The sequence below is a fragment of the Bacillus sp. 11B20 genome (assembly GCF_056098985.1).
In genome coordinates this window covers 141203-160154 of sequence record NZ_JBLZWZ010000009.1, presented here as the reverse complement: position 1 = coordinate 160154, position 18952 = coordinate 141203, and the positions used below count along the sequence as shown (strand labels likewise).

Sequence of the window (18952 nt, the reverse complement as noted above, 5' to 3'; positions counted from 1 at the left end):
TTGATATGAGGCCAGAGTGGGTTGAGAGAGAATTACTTGATTTCGGGGTACACATCACAAATGGACCAATGACATCTGATCGCACACTTGCTGCGCTTTTTTCAGAAGCAGCCGTCATACGTTTATTAGAAGCTGAAAAGGAAGCGATGCATGCACCCAATCTTGCGGTAGCAGCTTCTATGTTTTCAAAGCGGTATGCCTATTTAGCCGTCAGCTCCTCTCTATATTTGATGACGCTGTATGACGGTATCTATCAGTTTCCACCAGCAGCATGTGCATTTAGAGAGGATCGGAAAATTGAAGTGGATGAGGCGGCGTGTTCGTTTGTTCCACTAGAAGGAGATCGGCATGAGTGGAGAGAGAAGGTCGTACGTGCGCTATTTACGGAGTGTGTCACGCCTCTTTTAGACGTACTGAACCGCACATCAAAACTCTCTTCTCGTATTTTATGGGAAAATGTAGCCGTTCGAATCAACTCTCTTTATCGAAGCATGATGCGGGAAGCGGAAGAAACTGCGGTGAAGCAGCGCGTGCGGGAGGATTATCTGTACCTGAAGCAGGCGGCTGGTGATGTATTTGGAGCTCAGCAAAATCCATTTCAGCACAGTTTAAACCTAGACGACAGCTTACTTGAAACATCCAACCGGAAAACCTGCTGTATGTATTATAAGCTTGAGAAAAAATCAGAGAGTCTTGATTATTGTCTTGTTTGTCCTCTTGAACAAAAGAAAGGCACTGCTTGTTTATAGCAGTGCCTTTTTTTATTCCCAAATCTCACTTACCCATTCAGGATGATCAATAAAAGGATTGCGGTTGTGCTGATACGTTTGATATATGATCTCATTGCGGTTCCGTTCGATTTGATCGACTGGGTCCTGCTTGTGCCATTTGAGAAGCACAGACATTTTGCCGTGAAGAGGCGAGCTTCCATTATTCACTTTGTCGTTTAATTCTAAATCTGGAAAGCGGTCATCACCCTCGTAGCGAACCGCCATATAAAAGAGCATTCTCGCAACATCTCCTTTGACCCGGCTGTGAGGTTCGAATGAGTCGCTATCGTAGAAATTGCCCGGCGCCCCTTTGTATTCATTACCGCCTGTATCAAAATCTAAATTTCCACGTGTGCTGTTCGTTTGCACATCTGTCGCACGAAGGTGGTGGAGATCTGTCCCAGGCCCCTGACTTGTCCCAAAATTGCCATGAGACTTTGCCCAGACATGCTCTCTGTTCCACTGGCCGACATTTCCACCATTCGCTTGCTTTGAGCGGGAGGCACCACTATAAAGCAGCAGCACATTGTTTGGGTTATTGGGGTCTTCATCTGTTTTCTTTAATGCATCCCAAACCTGGCTGTAGGATAGCTGCGTATGATCATCAATGATATCGTGTAAAGCTTTTTTAAGAGTGGGTCCTGATTTGCCAGTAGCAGATTGGTAATAGGAATCGATTTGACTTGTGGCGGCAGTTTGCGTTTGTTGTGCAGATGTTTCGTTTTGAAGCTGTAACGGGGAAAAGGTGATCGTTTGACTAGGTTCATTCAGATTGAAACCTTGAGCGTTTGCAGCTGGAGGCAGCGGGGCGGCGAATGTGCCGAATATCATGATTCCGGCGGCCACAGTTCCAAATAAAGTTCTTTTCATTCGATTTCCTCCTTGATAGGGAATGTATTCTCTTTATTTCTATCATATTGTGATGAAGAAATAAATGGATTTCTCGTAAATTTTATGTAATGAGTTCGTAGGAAAAGAGATTGCTATTTTAGGAGCATTCCTGTATAAGTGGGCTTATAAGGATGGACAGCAAGGGAGAGGATGGATAACGTGAAAGAACTGCAAACACCTTCGAGAACGATAATGACACCGGGGCCCGTAGAAGTAGACCCGAGAGTGCTCCGTGTGATGAGCACCCCTATTCTTGGTCAATTTGATCCAGCATTTACACACATAATGAACGAAACAATGACCTTATTGCGGTCACTTTTTCAAACAGAAAACAAATGGGCTTATCCAATTGACGGTACGTCCCGTTCAGGGCTTGAAGCTGTGCTCGCCAGTGTGATTGAGCCGGGAGATTCGATGCTTGTGCCTGTCTTTGGACGCTTCGGTCACTTGCTCATTGAAATAGGGCAGCGCTACGGTGCTGAAGTACATACTATGGAATGTGAATGGGGGACGGTTTTTGATCCTGCCGACATCATCCAAGAAATAAAGCAGGTCAAGCCTAAAATCGTTGCCATGGTTCATGGTGAAACATCCACCGGACGATTGCAGCCGCTCAAGCAAATTGGTGAAGCATGCCGGGTTCTTGATGCACTGTTCATTGTAGACGCTGTGGCAACCATTGGCGGTGTCGAGGTAAAAGTGGACGAATGGAAAATAGATGCGGCGATTGGCGGCACGCAGAAATGTTTATCTGTACCATCAGGCATGTCACCTATTACATATAATGACCGAGTCGCAGCTGTCATTGAATCGAGAAAGAAAGTAGAAAAAGGGATTGCGACACAGGATGAATTACAAAAACAGATCGATATTTCTCCAATCAAAAGCAATTATTTTGATTTAAGCCAGCTTCAGGATTATTGGAGCCCAAGACGATTAAATCATCATACAGAAGCGACAACGATGCTCTATGCACTGCGAGAAGGGGTTCGTCTTGTGCTGGAAGAAGGGCTATCTGAACGTTTTCAAAGACACGCGTATCATGAAAAAGCCTTGATGAAAGGTCTTGAAGCGATGGGGCTTGAATTGTTTGGTGATCCAGATTGTAAAATGCCGGTTGTGACCTGTGTTGTCATTCCAAAGGGTATTGACGGAGAAGCGGTCCGTTTCGACCTGCTTCATCATTTTGGAATTGAGATTGCAAGCTCCTTTGGTCCGCTTGCCGGCCGTATATGGAGAATTGGGACAATGGGCTACAGCTGCCGAAAGGAAAATGTGCTGTTTGTGTTAGCGGGGCTGGAAGCGATTCTCATCAAACACGGTGCATCTATCCATTGCGGAGCAGGGCTTCAGGCGGCTCTTTCTATCTATGAACAAGCTGAATAACGAGCTCCAACATACTCGCCACTGGCGGGTATTTTTTTATTTGGAAAAGAACGCTAATTTTTGAAAAACTAGACTTATAGATAAGGTTATCGCTATACTGGAGAAGTTCTCATCCTTTTTGTCATCATTTTCATTTATTTTGCAGAAAGAGGTTTTTTGTATGAAGAAGATGGGCAGATTATACATTTTGATGCTCAATATTTTTATTGCCATGCTTGGCTTTGGCCTCATTGTACCTGTTATGCCGAGTTACATCGAAGCCTTTGGCGCAACAGGAAAAACACTCGGTTTTCTTGTCGCTGCAACAGGCCTCACACAATTCGCTTTATCGCCGATCGCCGGCGCACTGACCGATCGATTTGGACGAAGAAAATTGATCATTGCCGGGATTGCTGGCTTTACGATTGCTCAGTTTATTTTTGCTTTTGCTGATCAGCTTTGGATGCTGTTTGTGTCTCGCTTTTTAGGCGGTGCTGCCGGGGCTTTGCTCATGCCGGCCATGTTTGCATACATCGCTGATATCACAAGTGAAAAGGACCGAGGGAAAGGAATGGGCCTATTCAGTGCAGCGATGACACTAGGTTTTGTCATTGGGCCGGGCGTAGGCGGCTATTTGGTTGAGTACGGGATCGCTTTTCCATTTCTCATTGCCGGTTCCTTTGCTGCCCTTTCTACTTTGTTATCCATCCTCTTCTTACCTGAAACATTAACAAAGGAAAAGCAGGAAGAGGCGCGGCTCAACAAGGACATTCATTTCAATCCTTTTGTACAAATGATCGAGGCCCTAAAGACATCGTACGGCTTTTTGTTTATATTGGCCTTTGTCCTCAATTTCGGGATCATTCACTTTGAATCGATTTTCGGCTTATATGTAGACCAAAAACACGGATTTTCACCGAAGGATATTGCGTTTGTGATTACGGTTGCGGGTCTCGCTGGGGTGCTTGTCCAAGGTGCGTTAGTGAATGCCTGTGTGAAACGATTTGGGGAGATGAGAGTCGTCCGTTATGCGCTGTTAGGAGCGGCTTTCATGCTGATCGCCTGCCGATTTGCGCCGTCCTTTTGGTTCATTTTTACGGGTTCGATTTTATTTTTATCGGCTACGTCATTTGTCCGTCCAGCCCTCAATACATTGCTGTCCAAGATGGCAGGCAATCAGCAAGGGATAGCAGGAGGTCTCAATACATCCTTTATGAGCCTTGCCAATATCGTCGGACCGAGTCTTGCTGGTATATTATTTGATGTGAATATTGAGTTTCCTTTTATGTTTGGAACACTGGTGCTTTGCGTCAGTTTCGCTGCATCCATCGTGTGGGGGAAAAAAGTGCAGCATGCTCATGCAGCGCAAGGAAGATTGTAGTTGATCTACAATCTTTTTTTATTGAATGAAATACATCTAGAAAAATTCCAATTAGAAATAGTAAATGTTTTATATTTTATCTAAATGAATAGTATAGTTTATCAATATTTACACCTTTTACTGAGATGAAATCCATAAATTTAGGTCTTTGAGATTAATAAAAAATTGTTAATAAAATACTAAAATATACATTTTGTGTAAAAAGTGATTGATTGGCTTTTTCCACAATGGTAACATCAATCTCGACAGCATGAGGTAACTGAGATAATCAAGAGAAAAGGGGATAGAAAATGAAGAAGTTTATGTTTGCCATTATATTTTTTATCGTCACCATGTTTAGTACAGCAGTGCCATCAGCAGTTCATGCGGCAGAAATTGATCATGACAAGGTAGTTGGTTTTAGAGAAGTCAATCCAACAACTGTTACACAAAAAGCAGCGAAAAAATTTCAGCCTTATTTGAAAGTATGGCATGGATGTGTACCATTCCCAGCTGTAGATGCTGCTGGAAACACAAGCAGAGGGTTAAAAACGAGCGGTTCACATAATGGTGGATGCAGCAGTAATATCGGTCAAGTATATTCACGTTCAGATTGGTACAATGGCAGCTGGGCAATTATGTATGCTTGGTATTTCCCAAAAGATAATCCTTCACCGGGCTTTGGTCATCGTCATGACTGGGAATCCATTGTCGTTTGGATTGACAACCCAGCTGTAGCCAACCCGCGTGTTCAATCGATTGCTTACTCAGGTCATGGGCAATATAAGAAAGCAGCACCGAGTGCCGCAAGTATTTTAGGAACAAATCCTTTGGTTGGTTATGATAGCAATTGGCCATTGAACCACGAGCTGGATGTAAGCGGCAATGTGAGCGGTAAAGGGATGCAGCCTTTAATTGGCTGGGATGATCTAACGCCGGCAGCAAGACATGCATTGAATACAACAGACTTTGGTAGTGCCAACGTACCATTCAAGGACAGTAACTTTAAAAACAATTTAGCAAAAGCTTGGTATCAATAAAATCGCATCATCTCTCATATTTCACGACAGGTGATTTTTCTTTATGAAGCGCACGAATCATTGCATCATCTACGTGTAAATGCTCTTTCACTAATTGAGGCGGGGTTAGGGCCATCCACTGATTCAACGAAATATCTGCAAACCGGTCACTTTTAAAAATTTCTAAAAACCAAAGGCTCGTTTGGCCGATATTTTGGATGTAATGCCCCATACCAAAAGGAACATATCCAACATCACCTGCTCTGTAATTAAAGGTGCGGGCAGTACCTCCTGCTCCAAAGACCGTCATTTTGGCCGTGCCGGTTAAATAGTATTGCCACTCATCATTATTAGGGTGCCAGTGCATTTCTCTCATGCCGCCAGGTTTTACTTCGACAAGTGCAGCGGCAATCGTTTTTGAAATCGGGAAATTCTGTGAGTCGACAATTCGGACGGTTCCGCCTGAGGTCGTTAGCGGCTTTTGACGAAGAAGCTGGTGCGTAAATGGCGGCTTAATGCTCCCGTATGGATCAGATACCATTTGGCTTTCTAAAGATGCCGGCGGTGAGCCTTGAAACATATAGCGCTGCTTATTCGGAATACGGTCAAACAATTTCTTAGGAACACCAAAATTGGCGGATAGAATCTCTTTTGGTGTATGGGCAAACCAGTCTGTGATCGTGAATGTATCAAATTCAGAAAAATCGCCATCATCAAATACAAGAAGGAACTCACATCCATCCTCAAGTCCTTGGATGGAGTGCGGGATACCAGGTGGAAAATACCACAAATCACCTTCTTCTATATCAGCGATCATATTTCGCCCTTCTTCATCTACAGATGTGATGCGGGCTTTGCCTAAAATCATATACGCCCATTCCGCCTGTTTATGCCAATGAAGCTCACGAACACCTCCGCGTGTGAGCCGCATGTTGACACCTGCAATCGTTGTTGAAACAGGCAGCTCCCGCTTCGTAATTTCCCTCGACCAGCCGCCGTGATTCAAATGCATGTGTGTATCAGAAAATGAAAATTTCAAATTAGGAATGGTTCCGGCATCGGTTTTAGGGGGAACGAGCATATCTGGGTTCTCTATATCTCGAAGGACATCACGCGGGCCTAAGTCGGTGGCACCCGCGCCATCCTTTCGAATGGGCTGCGGGATGTGACGGAGCTCATCATCCATTTGTCATCCCTCCTCGAGACTCATTTTTCTCTTCCAAACTATATGAAGCTTCGGAAGAAAAAATTCAATCAGGATGGGATGTGAGAAACCTTTGAATACGGAAGGCTAAGCGCAGCCGCAATGTTGCGTCAGGATCTTTTAAGCTGATTCGAAGCAATTCTTCACACTTCTCAAGGCGATAAATGACCGTGTTGCGATGAATAGACAATCGTTTGGCTGTTTCTGAAATGTGGCAATGGGTTTCTAAATAGACAGACAAGGTGTGAAGAAGACTTTGATCGACTTGTGATGGTTCAGATAACGGGTGTAGGTGCAGCTGGTGAAACGTGATCATATCCTTTCTTGGAATAAGCCTTAGTAAATCTGGTACATCCTTCGCCTGATAAAATTGAATATAATCAGTTCGCGATGAGAGATGTCCGGTTTGAAGAGCCTCTAATGCTTCATTGTAGCCCTCAGACAGATGGTGGATTAGGCAGGCGGTCAAACTCACCCCAAAAGAAATGGTGTGATTCAATTGCAGTTTAACAAGCAGCTGCAATTGTTTTAAAAAAGAGATGAGACTGCCGCTAACCTCCGGCCAACTGCCAGTCTCCTCCATCAATACAACACCCATATCACCTTTGACAAACAGAAAGGCAGGAAATGGGCAGGTTAGAAGTGCACTTTCGAGCAGATCAATCACATGATCTAAAACCATTTGCTGCTCCATAAAACATGTGGTATCACTACGCTGGTCAAGCTGACAGATCATACATAGATAGCGGCATTCGGCGCTTAATCCAAACGATTGAGCGAAATGTAAATGATCTTGCTGGGAAAACGATGCCCTCTCTATCCATCTGCGAAAACCTTCATTTCTAGCACGCTTGGCCGTTTGCAGGGCGGCATATTGTCTCATACGAGCAATCGACATTTCGTTCACTGCTTTTGCAAGCATCCCATGCAATGCTTTATTCTGCGGGTGAATGAAAGAAAGGATGACGAGGTAATCACATGTTTGTTCGTTTAAATCAATCGGGAAGATGGAAAAGGTTTGTTTAGCATGTATCATCGAAAAAGAATGAGTTGTCCTGCTTCGAAAAAAGGGGAGAATGTGCATCCATTCTGGGCTCGTCATCATGGAGTTCGAGGTATACAGTATACGTCCATACTGGTTAAACAAATAGACAGGCTCGTGAATATTTCTGGCTATTTTTTGTAATATGTCAAACTGGTTATCGTCTATGTTCATATCCACTCAATCTCCTTTATTGGTGAAGATGAATAAAAAAATGGACAATCACTGTCAACATCTCTGATATGCATTTTATGTTATCAGCTAAAATCATTTTAGATAGAAAGTTGTTAATTAATATGACAAACAAACAGAGCGTCAGGATAAAATCACGTGCCGCCAGTCATCTTCATTCAGAATTACGAGCAAATATGATATGTTGTAGACAGAAGAATTTCTTTCAGAAATATGGGTATCACAAGGAACAAAGGCTTTGATGTGAGGAAGCCGTCTATACATGAGAGTGGCAAGAGGTGAGAAACATGATTTATATCGGATTAACTGGCTGGGGAGATCATGACAGTCTTTATCCGCCGAAAATTGGCAGCGCGCAAAAGCTGTTTCACTACGCATCAACGTTTCCCATTGTGGAACTAGATGCCAGCTTTTATGCGGTTCAGCCTGAGCGTAATCATGAAAAATGGATAAAGGATACTCCGGATGACTTTCAGTTTGTTGTGAAAGCATACCAAGGGATGACTGGACATCAAAGGGGGGAGATTCCGTTTGCTTCGAAGGAGGACATGTTTGATGCATTTATTCTTTCGCTGACTCCGCTCATTCGTGAAGGGAAACTCGCCATGGTGCTCTTTCAATTTCCACCTTGGTTTGATTGCAAAAAAGAGCACGTCCACTATTTAAGATGGTGTAAGGAGAAGATGGGTGATATTCCTTGTGCTCTCGAATTCCGAAACCGTACATGGTTTTCAGAGGAATTTTATGAGCAGACTTTGTCCTTTATGGAAAAGGAAGGATGGATTCATTCCGTCTGTGATGAACCGCAAGTCGGAGAAGGCTCCATTCCGCCAGTCATACAAGCTACACACCGTGATAAAACATTGGTCCGATTTCACGGAAGGAATAAACAGGGCTGGCTTCACCCGGCAGACCATGAGAATTGGCGTGAAGTGAGATACTTATATTTATATAATGAAGCTGAATTAAAAGAGTGGAAAAAGAATCTCGACATCTTGCATCAGCAATCGAAAGATGTCTATGTCGTGTTTAATAATAACTCCGGCGGAGATGCAGCGGCAAATGGCCAGCAGATGATTGATTTGCTGGATATCACGTATTCTAGCCTTTCTCCGAAGCAGTTAGATTTATTTAGTTAACCGAGAGCTGACTGAAGCTTTCAACCTGAATGAGACGGTCAGTGACAACTTGAGGGAGAGATCAACATGCTGCAGAAGCTATGGTTATATCATACAAACGACTTGCACAGCCATTTTGAGAACTGGCCAAAAATTGCAGCTTATATTGAAGAAAAGCGTCAAGTTCACGATCAGATGCTCTTGTTTGATATTGGCGACCATATGGATCGAGTGAACCTCGTATCCGAAGCTGATTATGGAAAGGTAAATGTCAAGCTCCTCAATCAGCTTGGCTATGATGGAGTTACGATCGGGAATAATGAAGGCATTACGCTGCCTCATGATCAGCTGGATCACCTATATGAGAATGCACAATTTCCTGTGGTCCTGTCTAATCTATTTGAGAAAGGCAAAAGGCCATCATGGGCAAAGCCCTATCATATGATCACAATGGAAAACGGACTGAGAATATGTCTCTTAGGCGTGACCATTGCGTATACACCTGTTTATGAAAAGCTGGGCTGGAACATTACTGATCCATTTGACAGCATACGGGACATGTTGCAGGAAGTGAAGCGTCAGGCAGATGTCATTGTGCTCTTATCCCATCTCGGTATTATCCATGATCGAGAGGTCGCTCGTGATTTCCCTGAAATCGACGTCATCCTAGGATCACACACGCATCATCTGTTAGAACAGGGCGAAATGGACAATGGGGTGCTGCTTGCATGCGCTGAAAAGTATGGGCATTATATTGGCTGCGTCGAGCTGACAATCGATACAGCACGCAAAGAGCTGATAGAGAAAAAAGCGACAGTGCAGTCGGTGGATCAGCTCATCAGTGAATCAAACGAAGCTATCACCACCTTACAGCAGGCAGAAAGAAGAGCCAAAGCACTCATGCAGGAAAAAGTCACAACGATTGAATCGAAGCTAGAAACGAAGTGGTTCGATGAATCTCCGCTTCCGCAGCTCTTAACAGATGCCATTAAAGATTGGTGCGAGGCAGATATTGGCATGATGAATGCAGGTATGGTGCTTGATTCATTAGAGGCAGGGATCGTCACAAGAGAAGAAATCCACCGGATATGTCCGCATCCTATTAATCCCATTCGGGTGACGCTTACCGGTCAACAGCTCATCGAAACGGTTCGGCGGGGCTGTGAAGAAAAAATGGAACAGCTGCGCATTAAAGGCTTCGGCTTTAGAGGTGAGCTGATGGGGAAAATGCTATATAGCGGACTCAGCTATACGTTAGAAGAAGGCGAGGCCAAACGGGTGAAGGATGTCTTTGTACATGGTCAATTGATCAAAAAAGACGCCTCCTATACAGTTGGCACAGTCGATATGTATACATTAGGCTCTCTTTTTCCTCATATCCGTGATCACGAACACATTGAATATTTTATGCCTGAATTTTTACGTGATGTTCTGACATGGCGCTTGAAGGAAGCAACATGAAATCCGCTTCAGCCTAACAACACGCGCCCTCTTTTCACATAGATTGTGATGAGAGGAGTGAAGGGATTTGGTGAATTTAACACCTATTACAATTGATGGCCATTCCTTTACAGCGGTCACCGTCAAACTGCCGAAGACAAATTTCATGGCAGTAACAAATGAACACGGGTATATCATGTGCGGTGCACTTGATGTCGGGCTCTTGAATGAAAAGCTTGCAGATAGAGGAATTATTGCAGGAAGAGCAGTTGGGGTAAGAACCATTGAGCAATTGCTCGATGCTCCTTTAGAATCTGTGACATACGCCGCAGAAGCACTGGGTATCTCTGCTGGAACAATTGGAAGAGATGCATTATTAAAAATGGTGAAATAAAATAGAGAGATGATTCCTATCCCCCCGCCTGTCTGCATACACATGTAATGGAGAAGGGGGGATTTTTTATTGAGAATGAACCGCCGTTATCGCCCCTACAAGAAGGGCCCTTTGCCATTTCGTTACGTCATGCTGCTTGCGATCTTATTCTTTGTGCTCTCAACCGTGATTAGTTTGTTTTTTATCAACCGATCCATTAAACCAACCCTTATTCACATTGCTGAACTAGAAACAGAGCGCATCGCCAATCACCTCATACAATATTCAGTGCAAGACTTTGCAGACGATCAGGAGAATATGAAGGATATGGTGGTCATGAATACAAGTGAGAACGGAAAAGTGACGACCATCGATTTTAATGCGCAAGCAACATCGAAAGCCATGGCTGACCTATCACGTCATCTTCAGAAAAATTTAGAGGACATTGAAAAGGGGAACTTTCAAAAAGAGGCTAAAGAAGCGTTAAAGGATCAAACAGATGGACATGACGGCATTATATATAACATTCCGCTTGGGCAAGCATCCGGAAATGCACTCATCGCCAACCTCGGCCCCAAAGTACCTGTACGCTTTAGTGTGATTGGTGATCCGCATACGGACGTTGAGAAAAACATTAAGCCTTATGGCATCAACAATGCCTTGATTGATATTAGTGTTCTGATCGAGGTTAAGGTAAGAGTCATTATCCCATTTGCTTCTGAAACAATCGTAGTTAAAAACTCTGTTCCTGTCTCCATACAAGCCGTTCAAGGAGACGTACCAGATTATTATAATGGCAGCGGAACAAATTCAGGTGCTCCACCAATTGTTCTCCCAGAGAAAAAGGAGAAAAAGGAATAACAGCCCAACAATGATTGGGCTGTTTTTTTACGATTTTCGTTTCCGTTCAGCTCTTTCCCACGCCCTCAAATGAGGGTATGGGTCAAATGACCATTCCGTTCTACCGTTGTCTTTGTACATGCCATAGTGAAGATGCGGCGGAAATTTTCCTGCGGTGCCTGGAGGGCCGTAACCGGAGCTTCCGACAGATCCAATCACCTGACCTGGTTCAACTATTTGACCTGTCTTAAGTCCTTTCGCAAAGCCATTTAAGTGAGCGAAGTAATGATAATGATTATGAATATCTCGAATGCCTATCCGCCAGCCGCCAAAGCGGTTCCATCCTTTCATTTCAATCACGCCATACGATGTCGCACGAACGGGAAGTCCATAATGGGCAAATAAATCGGTTCCCTCATGAATTCTTCTTCCTCCAAATCCTCTCGCATCTCCCCATGTACTTCGGTAGCTGTAGTCAGCTCCAACTGGTAGAGGAAAAGCATGCTTTCCAAGATCAAGATGGCCGTAGTGCTTATATAGCTTCATAAAAGATGAAATGATTCCAACGGTTTGATCACGTCCATAATAGTCCCATAAGCCAATTTTTAATTGATCAATGCTGCTGCCGTAGTGAAGCAAGTATTGAGCAAACGTGAATAATACATCCTCATCGTCATCGCTGTCCGCTTTGCCATCCCCATTCCCATCAAGCCCAATTCCGTCAAACACTTTAATGCTTAAAGGAGAGGTATCCTGTTTATTCGGGTTTTCTGGTCCAATCCACATTTCCCGGGGAATGTAGATGCCAATGACGCCTTTTTGTTTCGGTAAATCTCTTCTGCTTTTTCGAATATTGTGTTCATACTGATCAACTGCAGCAAGTACATACCATGGAACCTGTGTTGTGATGGAGACTTTTTCATATAGGGCCATTCTTTGCTTCAATTCATTTGACTGTTTGCCGGTCCTTTCTGCATGAACAGGTAAAGGGAGCATTGAAAGAGCAATCATAATGGCTAAAACCACTTTCACAAACGTCCATCTCCTTTCATCGAGCATCGTCTTCTACCGTTTAGTGTGGTTAGATCACTCTATTTCATAAGAAGAAAATGTTAGTAATTTTCTTCTGTTTTTTTAGGAGGCTTTTGGGTATTTTTGCAGCTCATTCCCTTGTTGTTCAATCTGTACTATGTTAAAGTGTCTAAAGAAAAGGCTTTAGGCCGAAGATTCAATTTTTTGCAGCTTCTTGGCTGCATCCATCGTATATAGCAGGAAGATTTTTGTAGATGCACCTTTAACGAATTCATATGGAGATGATGGAATTGGCAAAGAAGGAAGAGCACGTAAGAAAACCGGACTGGCTTAAAATTAAGCTGAATACGAATGAAAACTATACCGGTTTGAAGAAAATGATGCGGGAAAACAACCTGCATACCGTTTGTGAGGAAGCAAAATGTCCGAATATTCATGAATGCTGGGCAGTGAGAAGAACCGCTACATTTATGATCCTTGGATCTGTTTGTACGCGCGCATGCCGTTTCTGTGCGGTGAAAACTGGACTTCCAACTGAGCTTGACCTGCAAGAGCCAGAACGCGTGGCAGATTCAGTAGCCTTAATGAACTTAAAGCATGCTGTCATAACAGCGGTTGCAAGGGATGATCAAAAGGATGGCGGAGCAGGTGTGTTCGCTGAAACCGTTCGTGCGATTAGAAGAAAAAGCCCATTCACGACAATTGAAGTTCTCCCTTCAGACATGGGCGGTAATTATGATAACTTGAAGACGTTAATGGACACTCGTCCTGACATTTTAAATCACAACATTGAAACAGTTCGCAGATTAACGCCAAGAGTTCGTGCGCGTGCTACATATGATCGTTCATTAGAATTCTTGCGTCGTGCAAAAGAAATGCAGCCCGACATTCCAACAAAATCAAGCATTATGATTGGACTCGGTGAAACGAAGGAAGAAATCATTGAAGTCATGGATGATCTTCTTGCCAATAACGTGGATATTATGGCGATTGGTCAGTACTTACAGCCTTCGAAAAAGCATTTGAAAGTTCAAAAATACTATCATCCGGATGAGTTTGCAGAGCTGAAGGAAATTGCGATGTCAAAAGGCTTTAGCCACTGTGAAGCTGGGCCGCTTGTGCGCTCTTCCTACCATGCAGATGAACAAGTAAACGAAGCGTCTAAAAAGCGTCAGGCGCAAGCATAACAAAGAAAACGCCAGAGCTCTCTGGCGTTTTTTCTCATATTAATTTTGGCCATAAGGGGCGTTTCTTCTCATCGTACGGTCGGAATTCGTCATCCCATTTGCATCTTCTTTCGTTGAAATATCTCCACCTTGAGGGGAGTACTTCATTTGCTGAATTGTTTTAGTTAAAATCTGGTCAAAATCACGTGAATTGGTTTGAAGACGTGAAAAATTGGCAATGGATTGAAAGTGCTCTGGATTATCAGAGACGTATACATGATAATAACGAGGGAGAACAGAAACCGCCGTTTTCTTTACTTGATCGGCAGATTCATCACGGTTTTTGTTTCCTGTTCGATACACGATGAGTGCATCCTCATCTGTCACAAGTGTCGCAGCATCTTTGATGTTTGGCAGCTGCACCGTTAAACTTGTAATCACGTGGGCAAGATGCTCACGATTTAAAGCAGGGGTTCTTTCTTTCTGATCCGTTACTTGCTGGCGCTGATAACGAACATATCCTGCTTTGTTTGTGTCTGCTTCTGGCATGTTGGAATTATTTCCTTCATGACGATCCGACAGACGGATGGTTTTACTTGAAGAATCTTCATCCACTTGCCGGTTCATACCTGATTGAAAGCCGCACCCGCCTAAAAGCATGCTGAGGAGAATCGCGGCTGTCAGTTGTTTCTTCATAAATGTGACCTCCTTTTTCCTTTAGCTTCGGCTAAATCGGAAAAAACATGCTTTAGCAATTGATGGAGTTCTTCCAATGAATTATCATTAAAGATGGATCGTTTAAAAAGAGGTGAGAAGATGATCGTCATTCAGAATGCTACCTTTGATCTTGTAAGAGATATCAAAGACGGCTTTAATGAAGAAGCGTTTAAAGCAAGGTACTCAGATATTTTAAATAAGTATGATTATATTGTGGGGGACTGGGGCTATAATCAGCTCAGGCTGAAAGGGTTCTTTGATGACCAAAACCAAAAGGCCACATTTGATACTAAAATCAGCACACTCGATGAATACATTTATGAATACTGTAATTTTGGCTGTGCCTATTTTGTCTTAAAACGAATCAGAAAATAACGCAAAGGAGAGCGTCATAATGTATTTCGTAGACAGAAAAAAGATTGAAGAGACATTACGTTTTTTCGAGGAGCAATATGAGTTGATGCAGAGTCATCAAACATGGACAAGTCCTCTAGAAAAAAAAGCGCTGGAACGAATTGTTCATTTGCTCGTCGAATGTATTCTTGATACTGGAAATGACATGATTGATGGCTTTATTATGCGTGATCCAGGAAGCTATGATGACATCATGGATATCCTTGTTGATGAAAAGGTCGTACCAGAAGGTGAAGGCAGTCAGTTGAAAAAGCTTGTCTCATCCCGCAAAACACTTGTGCAGCAATATCAGGAAGTGGATCATCATGACTTATTGCAGGTGATCAGCGAAGTAGAGCAGGCGCTAGAGGTCTTTCCAAGCCGCATCCGTACCTACTTGGAGCAGGAGCTTGGCCCAGTATCAGCGTTTAAATAAACCATTGGAGTTGTGAGCATCATGAAATACAAAGGCTATTTAATTGATTTAGACGGGACAATGTATAAAGGAACAGAAAAGATCGAAGAAGCAGGTCAATTTGTTCAGAAGTTAAATGAGTTGAACATCCCTTACTTGTTTGTCACGAATAACTCATCACGCACGCCAAAGCAGGTAGCGGAAAAACTAGTTTCCTTCGATATTCCAGCCACAGAAGATCAAGTTTTTACAACAAGTATGGCGACGGCCAATTATATTGCTGAGCAAAAGAAAGATGCGTCAGTTTACGTAATCGGTGAAGAAGGAATCAAGCAGGCGATTGAAGAAAAAGGGCTGACGTTTGGTCAGGAAGACGCAGATTTTGTTGTTGTTGGAATTGATCGGGGCATTACATATGAAAAATTAGCAGTAGGTGCGATTGCCATCCGTCAAGGCGCACAATTTGTTTCAACAAATGGAGATATTGCCATCCCAACAGAAAGAGGGCTTTTGCCAGGGAATGGCTCGTTAACATCTGTACTGACTGTGACGACAACAGTTCAGCCGACATTTATCGGAAAGCCAGAATCCATTATTATGGAACAAGCGATGCGTGTGCTTGGAACAGATGTGTCTGAGACGCTCATGGTGGGTGATAACTATGATACGGATATTATGGCAGGAATGAATGCAGGCATGGACACATTACTCGTCCATACAGGTGTGACAACAAAAGAGCTGCTTCAGCAGTATGAAAAGCAGCCAACCTATGTCATTGATTCATTATCCGAGTGGATTGAGCGATTATCATAAAAAAAGAGGACAAGCGTTACGCGCGCGTCCTCTTTTTCTTTATTCCGCATTTTTCGCACTATGTGCCAGCCTGCTTGATGCGGCAGCAGCAATAGCGCCGACGATGTCATCTAAAAAGGTGTGGCATTCGCCTGTGGATTTATCGTTGAGTTTTCCGAGAATTCCCGGTTTTTCTTTATCGATATATCCGTAATTCGTAAAGCCGATCGAACCATATATATTGACGATAGCAAAGGATAAAATTTCATCAACGCCATACAGGCTTTCGTCCGTTTCAAGTATTGATTGAAGCGGCTCAGTCAGCTTCTTTTGCTCGGCGAGTACGTCTAGTTCAACGCCCGTTAAAATCGCATTTTGGACTTCACGTTTTGCGATGACACGCTCCACATTGTGGATGCACTCTGTCATGTCTAAGCCAGGATGATATTTTTCCTGTAAAAAGTAGACAAGGTCTGCTATATCTTGAATGGTTACGCCTCGTTCTTGTAAACGGCGTCTTGCTGTTTTTTCTACTTCGTTCATCTCATGATGATGCGGCATGTATTCCTCACCCAATCCTCTTAATTTGTCCACAACGTGTAAAAAGCTTCGGATAGTAAATAGTATTCATAAATCCCTCAACCTGCGACTACGATATGATAAGAGATTGATCATAGGAACGCAGGTGAAAACATGAAAGAAACCATTTATCACACATTTGGTATTGATGTTCGTCAGTTTATGCCATACGGCAGTTATCATAGCTTTCAAACGGCGGAGGCTCTCTTTCTTATTGTTCCTGTGTCTCATTTGCGAGAAGAAGAACTCGCAGAGATGTATCATATCAGTCAGTATTTACTGAATGCTGGAGACCCATACGTCGCTGTGTTTGAATTAACAAATGAAGAAAAGCCCACCTTTACTCATGGGAAGGAGCAGTACGCTTTATTAAAAGCAGCGCCTCCGATCTCAAGCCGCTCGTTTCAGCAAGCATCAGAGCTGGCGGCCTTTCATGTTAGAGGAAGAGGCTTTCCATATGAAGTATCCGAAACAAAACGTGTCGGTGCCTGGAAGGAATTGTGGGCAAAACGATTAGATCAGCTCGAAGGCTTTTGGATGCAGCAAATGCATCAAAAACCGCTGGAACGGTTTGAACAAAAATTCATTGAATCGTTTCCGTATTATCTTGGATTAACGGAGAATGCCATTCAATATTTAGTCGATACTGAGCTCGATGATGAACCGAAAGAAGGTGACTCAGGCACTGTCTGTCATCAGCGCTTTTCACGTATGACATGGCCGCATGAGCAGCCGCTTCGTATACCTGTGGATTGGGTCTTTGATCATCCAACCCGCGATATTGCCGAATACTTAAGAGAGACTTTTGTGCAGCATAAGGAAGATTTAATTGAAGAGGGCTTTTCCTTTCTTCAGCAATATGAGCAGGTGACACCTCTTTCATCTTTTTCAAAGCGTTTATTATACAGCCGCCTGTTGTTCCCGCTTCATTATTTTGAAATTGTGGAGGGCTACTACATGTCTGGAGAAAATGAAAAAGCATATTATGAAGAGCGGTTAGATTACGTTTTAAATGATGCCAATCGCTATGAATACTTTCTAAAGGTTTTTCAAGAAATGAGCGCCATGCGAAGCGGTGGGAGCCCCATTCCGGCTATTGGCTGGATCCAGCCTGCAGCTGATTTGAAGTTTCAGTGAACAGACGAAACGTCTCTTTTCTCTTGAGGCGTTTTTCGTTATGCTTAAAGAAATCGATTAAAGGAGTGTCCTTCTTGACGAAACCTTATGTCTATATCACAAGAAAGCTTGATGAAGCATCACTTACACCATTAAAAGAAGTCGCTCATGTTGAGATGTGGCCGAGCGAGGATGAGCCATGTCCAAGAGAAGAGCTAGAAACACAAGCAGCTAAAGCGGATGCGCTTCTCACCATGCTGTCAGATCAAATAGATGAGCCCCTCTTATCAAAGGCTCCGAATATCAAGGTGGTCGCAAACCTTGCTGTTGGCTATGACAATATTGATGTTGAAGCAGCCAAAAAGCGCGGAATCACTGTATGTCATACACCAGACGTCTTAACAGAATCGACGGCTGATTTAGCCTTTGCCCTTCTGATGGCGTCAGCTAGACGCATTGTTGAGGCGAGTGATTGGATTAAGGATGGAAACTGGACAGGCTGGGGGCCGCTTCTTCTTGCTGGTGCTGATGTTCATCACAAAACGCTCGGGATTGTCGGAATGGGCAGCATTGGAACAGCACTAGCCAAGCGGGCCAAAGGCTTTAATATGAATATCCTTTATCATAATCGTTCCAGAAAACCCGAGGCAGAAGCGCAGCTTGGTGTGACATATGCGGATTTTGAGGAACTGCTCAAACAGTCTGATTTCATCGTCTGTCTGACGCCGTTAACCCCGGAAACGAAAGACATGTTTAATGAACAAGCATTTGATCTGATGAAGACCTCTGCTTATTTCATTAACGTATCAAGAGGACAGACGGTGGATGAGGATGCTTTATACGAGGCTGTCACGACAGGAAAAATTGCCGGCGCAGGTCTAGATGTATTTAGACAAGAGCCTGTCAGTCCATCTCATCCATTAACGACATTACCTAACGTCACGGTCCTCCCTCATATTGGAAGTGCTAGTGTCGAAACGAGAAAAACGATGATGCGTTTATGTGCTGAGAATATTGCACTTGTCCTACAAGACAAGCCAGCCAAAACGCCGGTTCGTTCATAATATAAAGCTTCCCGGTGTTCGGGAGCTTTTCTGACAAAAATATTTTGAAAATATAGAATCTTGA

Annotated in this window: 20 protein-coding genes; 14 read left to right on the top strand and 6 right to left on the bottom strand. The window is 43.4% G+C overall.

The genetic code is table 11. The features are described 5' to 3' along the window. The first annotated feature begins 5 nt into the window (after positions 1-5). Complete coding sequence (locus ACN6NB_RS14985) at positions 6-749, top strand: IucA/IucC family C-terminal-domain containing protein (RefSeq protein WP_474253409.1); 744 nt, start codon at positions 6-8, stop codon at positions 747-749. A gap of 12 nt (positions 750-761) precedes the next feature. Here the strand turns inward: ACN6NB_RS14985 and ACN6NB_RS14980 are convergent, their stop codons facing one another. Further along, positions 762-1640 carry an endonuclease I family protein gene (locus ACN6NB_RS14980; protein WP_474253408.1) on the bottom strand — a complete coding sequence of 293 codons (879 nt, stop codon included), beginning with the start codon at positions 1638-1640 and terminating at the stop codon, positions 762-764. A gap of 171 nt (positions 1641-1811) precedes the next feature. Here ACN6NB_RS14980 and ACN6NB_RS14975 point away from each other — a divergent pair, with 171 nt between their 5' ends. From ACN6NB_RS14975 to ACN6NB_RS14965, 3 genes are all read left to right on the top strand, one after another. Continuing rightward, positions 1812-3047: a pyridoxal-phosphate-dependent aminotransferase family protein gene (locus tag ACN6NB_RS14975; RefSeq protein WP_126682284.1), complete on the top strand. Its 1236-nt coding sequence runs from the start codon at positions 1812-1814 to the stop codon at positions 3045-3047. 160 nt (positions 3048-3207) lie between these two features. Then, positions 3208-4407 carry an MFS transporter gene (locus tag ACN6NB_RS14970; protein WP_144490150.1) on the top strand — a complete coding sequence of 400 codons (1200 nt, stop codon included), beginning with the start codon at positions 3208-3210 and terminating at the stop codon, positions 4405-4407. 290 nt (positions 4408-4697) lie between these two features. Further along, on the top strand, positions 4698-5426 hold the full coding sequence (locus ACN6NB_RS14965) for an NPP1 family protein (RefSeq protein ID WP_474253407.1): 729 nt from the start codon (positions 4698-4700) through the stop codon (positions 5424-5426). Between the two features lie 7 nt (positions 5427-5433). Here ACN6NB_RS14965 and ACN6NB_RS14960 read toward each other — a convergent pair whose 3' ends face one another. Both ACN6NB_RS14960 and ACN6NB_RS14955 read right to left on the bottom strand, forming a co-directional pair. Further along, positions 5434-6591 (bottom strand): oxalate decarboxylase family bicupin, encoded by a 1158-nt coding sequence (locus tag ACN6NB_RS14960; RefSeq protein ID WP_064498079.1) that lies wholly within the window; start codon positions 6589-6591, stop codon positions 5434-5436. 64 nt (positions 6592-6655) lie between these two features. Then, complete coding sequence (locus tag ACN6NB_RS14955; protein WP_144490152.1) at positions 6656-7825, bottom strand: PucR family transcriptional regulator; 1170 nt, start codon at positions 7823-7825, stop codon at positions 6656-6658. Between the two features lie 305 nt (positions 7826-8130). Here ACN6NB_RS14955 and ACN6NB_RS14950 point away from each other — a divergent pair, with 305 nt between their 5' ends. The 4 genes from ACN6NB_RS14950 (at position 8131) to yunB (ending at position 11635) form a co-directional block, all read left to right on the top strand. Next, on the top strand, positions 8131-8982 hold the full coding sequence (locus tag ACN6NB_RS14950; protein WP_064498081.1) for a DUF72 domain-containing protein: 852 nt from the start codon (positions 8131-8133) through the stop codon (positions 8980-8982). A 66-nt stretch (positions 8983-9048) separates the two neighbouring features. Beyond that, positions 9049-10422: a bifunctional metallophosphatase/5'-nucleotidase gene (locus tag ACN6NB_RS14945; protein ID WP_474253406.1), complete on the top strand. Its 1374-nt coding sequence runs from the start codon at positions 9049-9051 to the stop codon at positions 10420-10422. Positions 10423-10489: 67 nt separating this feature from the next. After that, positions 10490-10795, top strand: a complete 306-nt coding sequence (locus tag ACN6NB_RS14940) for a YunC family protein (protein ID WP_024425980.1) — start codon at positions 10490-10492, stop codon at positions 10793-10795. Between the two features lie 69 nt (positions 10796-10864). Further along, positions 10865-11635: a sporulation protein YunB gene (gene yunB / locus ACN6NB_RS14935; protein WP_217016280.1), complete on the top strand. Its 771-nt coding sequence runs from the start codon at positions 10865-10867 to the stop codon at positions 11633-11635. A gap of 27 nt (positions 11636-11662) precedes the next feature. On the opposite strand, the gene ACN6NB_RS14930 is transcribed toward yunB, so the two are convergent. Further along, positions 11663-12610: a M23 family metallopeptidase gene (locus ACN6NB_RS14930; protein WP_411210445.1), complete on the bottom strand. Its 948-nt coding sequence runs from the start codon at positions 12608-12610 to the stop codon at positions 11663-11665. Positions 12611-12936: 326 nt separating this feature from the next. On the opposite strand from ACN6NB_RS14930, the gene lipA reads away from it, so the two are divergent. Further along, entirely contained in the window at positions 12937-13833 is an 897-nt protein-coding gene (gene lipA, locus ACN6NB_RS14925; protein ID WP_008360456.1) for a lipoyl synthase, read from the top strand. Positions 13834-13872: 39 nt separating this feature from the next. Here lipA and ACN6NB_RS14920 read toward each other — a convergent pair whose 3' ends face one another. Next, on the bottom strand, positions 13873-14508 hold the full coding sequence (locus ACN6NB_RS14920; RefSeq protein ID WP_058838103.1) for a YhcN/YlaJ family sporulation lipoprotein: 636 nt from the start codon (positions 14506-14508) through the stop codon (positions 13873-13875). Positions 14509-14628: 120 nt separating this feature from the next. Here ACN6NB_RS14920 and ACN6NB_RS14915 point away from each other — a divergent pair, with 120 nt between their 5' ends. The 3 genes from ACN6NB_RS14915 to ACN6NB_RS14905 are packed head-to-tail and all read left to right on the top strand — an operon-like array spanning position 14629 to position 16150. Beyond that, a complete protein-coding gene (locus tag ACN6NB_RS14915; RefSeq protein WP_039181199.1) occupies positions 14629-14904 on the top strand; it encodes a YutD family protein in 276 nt (91 codons plus the stop codon). A gap of 19 nt (positions 14905-14923) precedes the next feature. After that, positions 14924-15358, top strand: a complete 435-nt coding sequence (locus tag ACN6NB_RS14910) for a DUF86 domain-containing protein (protein WP_039181197.1) — start codon at positions 14924-14926, stop codon at positions 15356-15358. 18 nt (positions 15359-15376) lie between these two features. Next, entirely contained in the window at positions 15377-16150 is a 774-nt protein-coding gene (locus tag ACN6NB_RS14905) for a TIGR01457 family HAD-type hydrolase (RefSeq protein ID WP_228280214.1), read from the top strand. 39 nt (positions 16151-16189) lie between these two features. Here the strand turns inward: ACN6NB_RS14905 and ACN6NB_RS14900 are convergent, their stop codons facing one another. Beyond that, complete coding sequence (locus ACN6NB_RS14900; RefSeq protein ID WP_047202457.1) at positions 16190-16690, bottom strand: phosphatidylglycerophosphatase A family protein; 501 nt, start codon at positions 16688-16690, stop codon at positions 16190-16192. A 132-nt stretch (positions 16691-16822) separates the two neighbouring features. Between ACN6NB_RS14900 and yutH the strand changes: the two genes are divergently transcribed. Beyond that, entirely contained in the window at positions 16823-17845 is a 1023-nt protein-coding gene (gene yutH, locus ACN6NB_RS14895) for a spore coat putative kinase YutH (RefSeq protein WP_474253405.1), read from the top strand. A gap of 74 nt (positions 17846-17919) precedes the next feature. Beyond that, positions 17920-18888 carry a 2-hydroxyacid dehydrogenase gene (locus ACN6NB_RS14890; RefSeq protein ID WP_330545504.1) on the top strand — a complete coding sequence of 323 codons (969 nt, stop codon included), beginning with the start codon at positions 17920-17922 and terminating at the stop codon, positions 18886-18888. Positions 18889-18952 lie beyond the last annotated feature (64 nt).